Origin of the sequence: Streptococcus intestinihominis, assembly GCF_046824975.1 — a bacterium.
Lineage (GTDB): Bacteria > Bacillota > Bacilli > Lactobacillales > Streptococcaceae > Streptococcus.
Map to the genome: position 1 here is coordinate 524,950 of NZ_JBKQBL010000001.1, position 8,130 is coordinate 533,079.

At 42.4% G+C, this 8,130-nt stretch carries 5 protein-coding genes; all 5 read right to left on the reverse strand.

From position 1 onward, the window contains the following. Positions 1-186 precede the first annotated feature (186 nt). On the reverse strand, positions 187-3,663 hold the full coding sequence (locus tag ACLOR3_RS02615; RefSeq protein WP_411400154.1) for a GBS Bsp-like repeat-containing protein: 3,477 nt from the start codon (positions 3,661-3,663) through the stop codon (positions 187-189). Between the two features lie 145 nt (positions 3,664-3,808). Further along, a complete protein-coding gene (locus tag ACLOR3_RS02620; RefSeq protein ID WP_411400155.1) occupies positions 3,809-4,861 on the reverse strand; it encodes a glycosyltransferase in 1,053 nt (350 codons plus the stop codon). A 15-nt stretch (positions 4,862-4,876) separates the two neighbouring features. Further along, positions 4,877-5,974: a UDP-galactopyranose mutase gene (glf, locus tag ACLOR3_RS02625; protein ID WP_411400156.1), complete on the reverse strand. Its 1,098-nt coding sequence runs from the start codon at positions 5,972-5,974 to the stop codon at positions 4,877-4,879. A 128-nt stretch (positions 5,975-6,102) separates the two neighbouring features. Then, positions 6,103-7,251: a polysaccharide polymerase gene (locus ACLOR3_RS02630; RefSeq protein ID WP_411400157.1), complete on the reverse strand. Its 1,149-nt coding sequence runs from the start codon at positions 7,249-7,251 to the stop codon at positions 6,103-6,105. 202 nt (positions 7,252-7,453) lie between these two features. After that, positions 7,454-8,130: lipid II flippase MurJ (locus ACLOR3_RS02635; RefSeq protein WP_412036964.1), on the reverse strand; the 677-nt coding region annotated here is incomplete at its 5' end.

Consider the following 8,130-nt stretch of genomic DNA (forward strand, 5'->3'; position numbering starts at 1 on the left):
ATCAAGGAACCTCTATAAAAAGTATAAGTTGAAGTAGAAAAAAAAGTTCTTGGTTGATTCAGTAAGTCCCTATATTTTTAAATTAAAAACGAGCATCTCCGTCTATGAGAATACTCGTTTTTCCAAAACAAAATGGATTATACCTGATTGCCATTGAATAAAATTTACTTACTTTTTTAGAAGTAGCTAAGCAAAAACACTGAAAAATGGCGATCCTAATTTTGCATCAATTGGATCTGTACTTTTTACCGAGAAGATGTAATCAATAGAATGCCAACCGTTATTAGCAGGGTTGAATGGATCTCTTACATAAGTTTTCCCATTATCGTAGCCCTGCAAGACAATTTCATGCGTATAAGGAGCATTGATAAAGATGCTTTCCTCAACTGCAGCAAGAACGTGTTTTCCTGATACTAAGGTAGCTGCAATTGCATCTTTCCCTGTAAGCATTTGGCTCGTCAATCCCCAATGCTTAGTAGCAGCCACTAGTCCATCTGCATCAGTTCCAGCTACAGCAATTTTATTAAAGGAATTGGTATTGTAATACAGATAATCCGCTACTGTCGTGGGTAGCACTTCTCTTCCGAGAATATCCGTAAATGCCATCGCTAAAGAAGTTGGAACACACCCGGATTGGTCCATATTGCTCACACCATACCATTTTGCTCCCCAACGAGGGTCCCGTTGAGAATAATAGGTTGTTTGTGGATTTACCTTTTGATTTCGTGGAGACAAGGCTGTCTGACCGAGGTTAAAACCTTCAACTCCCCCATCTTTGTAATCTACATAGACGTGAGTGGTATAGTTGCCCGCTTCATTACCGTGATTATTGGCAGAGACAGTGATCTCTGTATGCATACCTGTCGGTGTTGCGGAATACCAGTAAAGATTTTCTTGGTGCGCTTTAGACCAAGCTGCGACACGAATATTCTTAATCTGACGTCCCTGAGGTGCTTGGTCCACCGTTACCGTAAAGGTTCCAGCACCAGAATTGACATTCTTAATAGCAGCTTGCGTCTTGGTCTGGGCATTTCGGAACTCAACTTCTGTAGTCGTTGAACCGACACCCACACGAGAACCATCATTTTGAATATAGTAAAGGTGAATATGGTACTTACCAGTAGAGTTCTTGTGATCGCTCGCTTTGACAGATACCTTGTAGTCCCCATTCGCTTGGCGAGTCGCTTCATACCAGCGGATGTCGTCTTGTCCGTCCTTATCAGACCAACTAGGAACCTGAACGGTCTGCACCCCTTTGGGGCTGTAGACATCCTTGATGATGACATCAAAGGTACCTGTATCCTTGTTGTTGTTTTGGATCAAGAGAGTGCCGGTTGGACGAGATTGATTTTTGTAATCAATAAAGGCTTTCTTGACAAACTTGTTTTGGCCTTGAACGTCCACATAGAAGACCTGCGCTTCGTACTTGCCATCAGCGTTTTCGTGGTCACTAGCTTTGGCTGTTACAGTATATGAACCGTCTGCTTGACGAGTTGGAGTGTACCAGATGATATCTTTCATCCCACTGGCATGAGACCAGAATGGAATCTTCACTTCCTTGTAGCCGTCGAAGCCTTGAAGGTTCTTAGCTGTGATGGTGAAGGTGCCATCTTTTTCTGATTTCGTAATGATCAGATCGGCAGATGGTTTAGAAGCTGTATAATCAATAAAGGCCTTTTTCACAAACTTGTTTTGGCCCTTGGCGTCCACATAGAAGACTTGCGCTTCGTACTTGCCATCAGCGTTTTCGTGGTCACTAGCTTTAGCTGTTACAGTATATGAACCGTCTGCCTGGCGAGTTGGAGTGTACCAGATGATATCTTTCATTCCATTGGCATGAGACCAGAATGGAATCTTCACTTCTTTATAACCATCGAAACCTTGAAGGTTCTTAGCTGTAATGGTGAAGGTGCCATCTTTTTCTGATTTTGTAATAGTCAGATCAGCTGCGACAGCATTGGCCAGTTTTGTCGTCGTATAATCGATAAAGGCCTTTTTCACAAATTTGTTTTGACCTTGGGCGTCTACATAGAAGACCTGCGCTTCGTATTTGCCATCAGCGTTTTCGTGGTCACTAGCTTTGGCTGTTACAGTATATGAACCGTCTGCTTGGCGAGTCGGAGTGTACCAGATAATGTCTTTCATCCCATTGGCATGAGACCAGAATGGAATCTTCACTTCCTTGTAGCCATCGAAACCTTGAAGATTTTTAGCAGTAATGGTGAAGGTGCCGTCTTTTTCTGATTTTGCAATAGTCAGATCCGCTGAAACCGGAGTCTGATTTTTCTTTCCAATGGCTACTGTCGTCGTTGTTCCACCCACACCCGTCATTTGTCCATTGTTCTGAACATAGTAAAGATGGATATTGTAAAGACCGGTTGAGTTTTTATGGTCCGCCGCTTTTACATTGACGGTATAGGTCCCATTTGCTTGACGATTGGCTGTATACCAAACAAGGTCATCTTGACCACCTGTTTCTGACCAGATCGGTACAGAAACGGTTCGAACTCCATTTGGTGCCTTGACATTTGAGATGACAACGTCAAAGCGACCCGTCATAGTATCGTTATTGACAATGTCAATCTTCCCACTTAAGCTGCCTTCTGTTGGATCCGCTGCAGGTTTTGCGTTCGCTGTAAAGCGACCGGTATAGTCCACACTGTGGTCAAAGAGGTGTTTTCCTGGAAGCAATTCCGCTTGAGAAGTGAACTGCCACGCGCCAGCTTTCCCATTGTAACGCAAGCTTTTCGCATCGTTTACAGACAGTTTTGGAGAAGGGTATTGGGCAACCCAGAAGTTTTGAAGGCCAAATTGAGAGGTGTTGACTGGACCTTTCTTGCGAAGATTGTTTTCATCCAACCAGCTAGCACTGGTGTAGAACATCAAATTGGTGTAGCCATTTTTACGCATTTCATCTGCCCAAGCTTGGGTGGTGCGGTTGATGTTTGGCTGCATCTTGGCATCCTCAAAGTCATTGACCATGAGGGTGTTCTTTGGAAGATTCAAGCGTTGCGCCGCTGAAATGTAGAATCGTGCTTCTGCACGCGCTGCTTCCTCAGAAGTATAGCGTGAGAAGTGGTAGGTCGATACTTGTAGACCTGCAGCTTGCGCATTGCGAATTTGGTTCTCCGCATTCGGGTTCTTGTACCAAGTATCTTCTGTCAATTTGACAACGACACCGCCCACGCCTTTATTAGCTAGGGTACGGTAGTCGCCAATACTAATATCCCCGTTGTGGCTACTCACATCAACGAATGATTTTGGCTGAACCGCCACATCTGTTGAGCGACCAGCTGGAGCGTGAGTGCCTGTGTTAAAGAAGGTCGTGCTTCCTGTATCAGACGGAAGAGGAGTTTCTTCTTTCTCAGTAGTCGATGCTTCTACCGCTTTCTCTACAGATGAGGTCCCACTTTCTGAAGCCACAACCTTGCTCGCAGGTGCCGCAGGCTGCTCGGTCACATTTGCTGGTGCAGCATAGTTACTTGCGATTGGTGCTACCGACTTTTCAGCAACGGCTACTTCTGCCGCTGTTTCAGCTTGGATTTGATTGCCTTCAGTAGTAGTGGCTTCGTTTGAAACCAGCTCATCTGCACTGACTCCCTGAGCAGATACAGCCATCAAGACTGCCGCTCCGGCATAAAAAATAAGATCTTTCTTTTTCATATAAACTTCCCTTTATACAAATTTTATACGTTAATCATTTTACCACACGGTTTTAACGATGAAAAGTTTCATAAGGCAAATTTTTAAAATTAGTGATATTTTTTTGAAAAACTAAAAAAAGAAGTCTGTCTGACTTCTTTTGATCTTATGATAAATGCTTTAAGGCCGTCTTTAAGTAATGACCATCTCGGATTTCCTGACCAACACGCTTGGCATTATCCACCAAGTCTTGGTAATCAGCATCTGAAAGATTGTCGATTGTCTCCTTCAAGTCATAAAGCGACTCTACTGCAATCCCACAGCCCTTCTCAAGCACAAAGTGAGACAAGGCTGACTGTTTCCACACGACAAGCGGGAAGCCCGATGCTAGATAAAGCGACGCCTTGTGAGAGTTGTTGTAGCGAAGGTATTCGCCAAAAACACCACTACAGGTTTCCGCACTATCCCCATCCCAGACAAGACCAAAGCCACCTTCAAGGGCTGCAGGAAGCTCATCAGGCAGGAAGGAGCCAAAATAGGTCTCGTTAGCAAGTTCTCTGCTCTCGTCAAAGCCGACACCATAGAGATTGTAGGCCGGTCTAGCAGGCAATTGATAAAGGTAGCCTGCTTTTTCTTGGGCTAAATTCCCTGCTACAATGATTGGTTGATCCTTTGATAGACCATCTTTCTCTTGGTAATTCGGAATGAGGTAGTCAAAAATTTCTAAACTAACTAGTTTGTGCTCTGGGATCCCCTTCTCCACCAATACTGATTTCATAATCGGATTATGAGCAATCACTCCATCAGCTACCTTCAATAGACTTGATTCTTGAAGATGGACTCGAATCTTATGTTTCAAAGGTACTGTATCCAGATTGGCATAGCGCAAAGCTTCCAAATCATGGATAATAAAATAGACTTGTACCCCTCTTCGCTGGATTTTTCTTACCAACCGAGTGGTGAAAAAACTATGATGGAGCATGGGGAATTGAATTAATAATTGATCCCCTGATTTCAACTGAGAAAAAGCTTGAGCCAGCGCTTTCGCCTTATGCTGTTGGGCTTTAACGGTTCCCATTTGGTACCAATCCTCAACTGTTAACAACAAGGGTTGATAGCCTTCTCGTTTGACGATCTCTTCGACATCATTTCTAGCCTTGTTCCCGGCGTTTCGAGCTCCAGAATCTTTTAAAAACTCTTCTTTTAGAAAATACTTCATGAATCACTGTTTCTTTCAATCAAATTCATTTGCTACGACTTCTAGAGCACGCTCAATAACCACGTGCATGTCGTAGTATTTATAGTCTGCTAGGCGCCCACAGAAGATCACCTTGTCATTTTTAGCGGCTTCTTCTTGGTACTTGGCAAACATAGCGTTGTTCTTTTCATCATTGATTGGATAGTAGGGTTCATCTCCCCGTTTCCAGTCAGCTGGGTATTCCCGGGTAATCACCGTCTTCGGTTGAGTCCCATACTCAAAGTGCTTGTGCTCAATGATCCGAGTGTAAGGAATCTCACGCTCGGTATAGTTGACCACGGCATTCCCTTGATAGTTTTCCTCATCCAAGATTTCGTGTTCAAATCGAAGACTGCGATACTCCAACTCCCCATGTTTGTAGTCAAAGTACTGGTCAATCATCCCTGTAAAGACTACTTTTTCTGCGGATGCTTCCAGTTCTTTACGATTGGCAAAGAAGTCAACTCCAAGCTCTACTTTCACATCACCCAGCATGTTTTCGATGATGACGTTATAGCCACCGATTGGAATCCCTTGGTAACGGTCATTAAAGTAGTTATTATCAAAGGTCAAACGAACTGGAAGCCTCTTAATGATGAAAGGAGGGAGGTCCGTTGCAGAGCGTCCCCATTGTTTTTCTGTATAGCCCTTGATCAATTTTTCGTAGATATCTGGACCAATCAACTTGATGGCTTGTTCTTCCAAGTTTTTCGGTTCAACATCCTTCATGTCAGCCGTTTGCTCGGCAATCTTATCCTTGACTTCTTGAGGAGTCTTAGTTCCCCACATGGCGTAGAAGGTATTCATATTGAAAGGAAGGTTGTAAAGACTGCCCTTGTAGTTAGCCACCGGTGAGTTGATATAGTTGTTAAACTCAGCGAACTGATTGACATAGTCCCACACTTTTTTGTTAGACGTATGGAAAATGTGGGCACCATACTTGTGAACATTGATCCCTTCCACTTCTTCACAGTAGATATTCCCACCAATGTGGTCCCGTTTATCAATGACTTTTACTTTTTTACCACGCTTGGTCGCCTCATGAGCAAAAATTGCCCCCGATAAACCAGCACCAACAATCAGATAATCGTACATAGTTGTCTCCCTATTAAAAATATAGTCATCAGTTTTTAACTTAGCATGCTTCGAACTGATACAAAAACATGTTCAACAATCGTATTCTTTACCTTATATGAGTCCCCCAACGACTGCTGAGATTATCACTAACTTAATGCTGACTCACCGACTGTTGTCGATGAGTTAACATCCACCGTGTTTCGAGTGAAAAGGATAAACATAAAAATATTATAAGAAGGTACAAACCAAAAGGCTTCAATCATACAGTTGACAGTGATCAAAGAAAGAATAGCAACGTAAAGATATCTCCCTTTCTTGAACTCATCCCTAGATACTAGAACATAAATTAAAATCAAGGCAAGTACCGGAATAATACCATAAGTGAAGAGCATTTGAACGTAGGAAGAATCAACGTAGTTGTAGCTGAGAACAGACTCTGTACTTCCCCCTGAACCAATAAATTGAACGCCTCTGGTTCCAAACCAATTCAATTCGTATAAATTAAAGGCATTTTTCCCTAAGCCTAAGCGTCCTGTAATAAATTGATTGATTTTTACATAGAAAGGCGAAGTCCATGAGAAGTGATAAGTCAGATAGAGAATAAGGGAAGAAAAGAGCACAGCTGAGTAGGGCATGAGGGCATAGAGTCCAATTTTCTTTTCCTTGGTTAAATAAAAGAAAACAAAAACCAAGGTCCCCACCAGCAATGAGTAAGCATTCATCCGAGCGTCACAAAACTTGATGAGAAAGACGGCCAAGAAAAGCCCACTCAGGGTCCGTAGCCAGATGTAACGATTCTTCAACAGATAAGAAATCGCTATGAAAAGATAAAAACAGTGCGAGGCAAAATCCGTAGGATAGATAAACCCAAAGGAATTCCGAATAACGCCTCCCCGACTATATTGCAAGTTCGGAATAACTTTTAAAAGAGACAGGAAGAAGACTGATACAAGAACACTTCCACCAACAAAGATATAGGTCCGTAAAACAACCTTCCTATCTGCACTTATTAACAAGGACATCAATAAGGAATAGACTAAAAAATTGAGTCTACCAGTTTTCACATATACGAGGACACCAATTGATAGCAAGGCTAATGAAAATAGCAAGTACGTATAAGAAACATGAATCTTGTTCCAAAATCGCAATGCCAATAGCAAGACTACTAATAAAAGAGTGCTTGCATTCATGTGAAAAATCCCTTTATTCAACATCGTTGTTGATAGGGTATTAAAGAATATGACGATAGCTACGACAACACTAACGAGGAGGTCGTCAAATTTCATTTTTAACATATTGATAATACATTGATAAAAAACAAGAAAGCACGGATAACAAGAGACAGGTTCGTCTTGTGCCAGACAGAAGTGTCCATCTCACAATTTATATCCAAGCTGATCAAGAATCTTTTATCTTTCCTTTCTCGGCCTCTCTTTTCATAGTTACCATTATTTCGTCTAGCAAGTACCTCTTCCATCTTTATGGATGAGTCTTGCTCTATGCACGTTTCGTAAATTGCTGTTTCAACTCTTTCACATCCACCACCTTGAAGAGCAAAATCAAGGTTCCATAGATGACCCCACCTAGTCCAGCATAGAGAACGACATTCAGAGTCGGCGAAAGATGGACAATGGACTTGACTAGTAGCAAGAGACCATACATGAGGCCTGAAGCGAGCACAATCTTCATCATTGAGCCTATAATTGGCACTTCTTTAAGATAAGCTCGTGTGAAGTAGAGTTGAATCCCCCATACCAAAGCTTCTGTCAACACTGAGACAATCGCAGCTCCAATAAAGCCCAGTTTTGGTAGGAAGATGAGGTTCAATCCGACACTGACAATGGCAGGTACAGTAGTCGAAATCATAAATTCTTTATTTTTATTATGAGGGATCAGAATTTGAATCCCCATGATATTGGTCCATCCGATAAAGAACATTCTAAAAATCATGATGGCAATGGCATAACGCGCATCCTGGAAGTCCTTCCCTAGGAAGAATTGAACAAAGTCATCATTGACGATTAGCATGCCGGCAATAATGGGGAAAATGACCAAATTATAAATCAAAAAGGACATTTGGTGCATCTTATTGACAGCCTTGTGGTCTCCTGAGGATAAGAGGCTCGATACCCGAGGCAACATGACACTGCCCAGTGAGGTCACCAAGGTCAACA

What these genes read in the sequence shown, in the direction of transcription:
- ACLOR3_RS02615 (WP_411400154.1), bottom strand. Translation starts at nt 3,663, where the DNA reads ATGAAAAAGAAAGATCTTATTTTTTATGCCGGAGCGGCAGTCTTGATG.
- ACLOR3_RS02620 (WP_411400155.1), bottom strand. Translation starts at nt 4,861, where the DNA reads ATGAAGTATTTTCTAAAAGAAGAGTTTTTAAAAGATTCTGGAGCTCGA.
- glf (WP_411400156.1), bottom strand. Translation starts at nt 5,974, where the DNA reads ATGTACGATTATCTGATTGTTGGTGCTGGTTTATCGGGGGCAATTTTT.
- ACLOR3_RS02630 (WP_411400157.1), bottom strand. Translation starts at nt 7,251, where the DNA reads ATGTTAAAAATGAAATTTGACGACCTCCTCGTTAGTGTTGTCGTAGCT.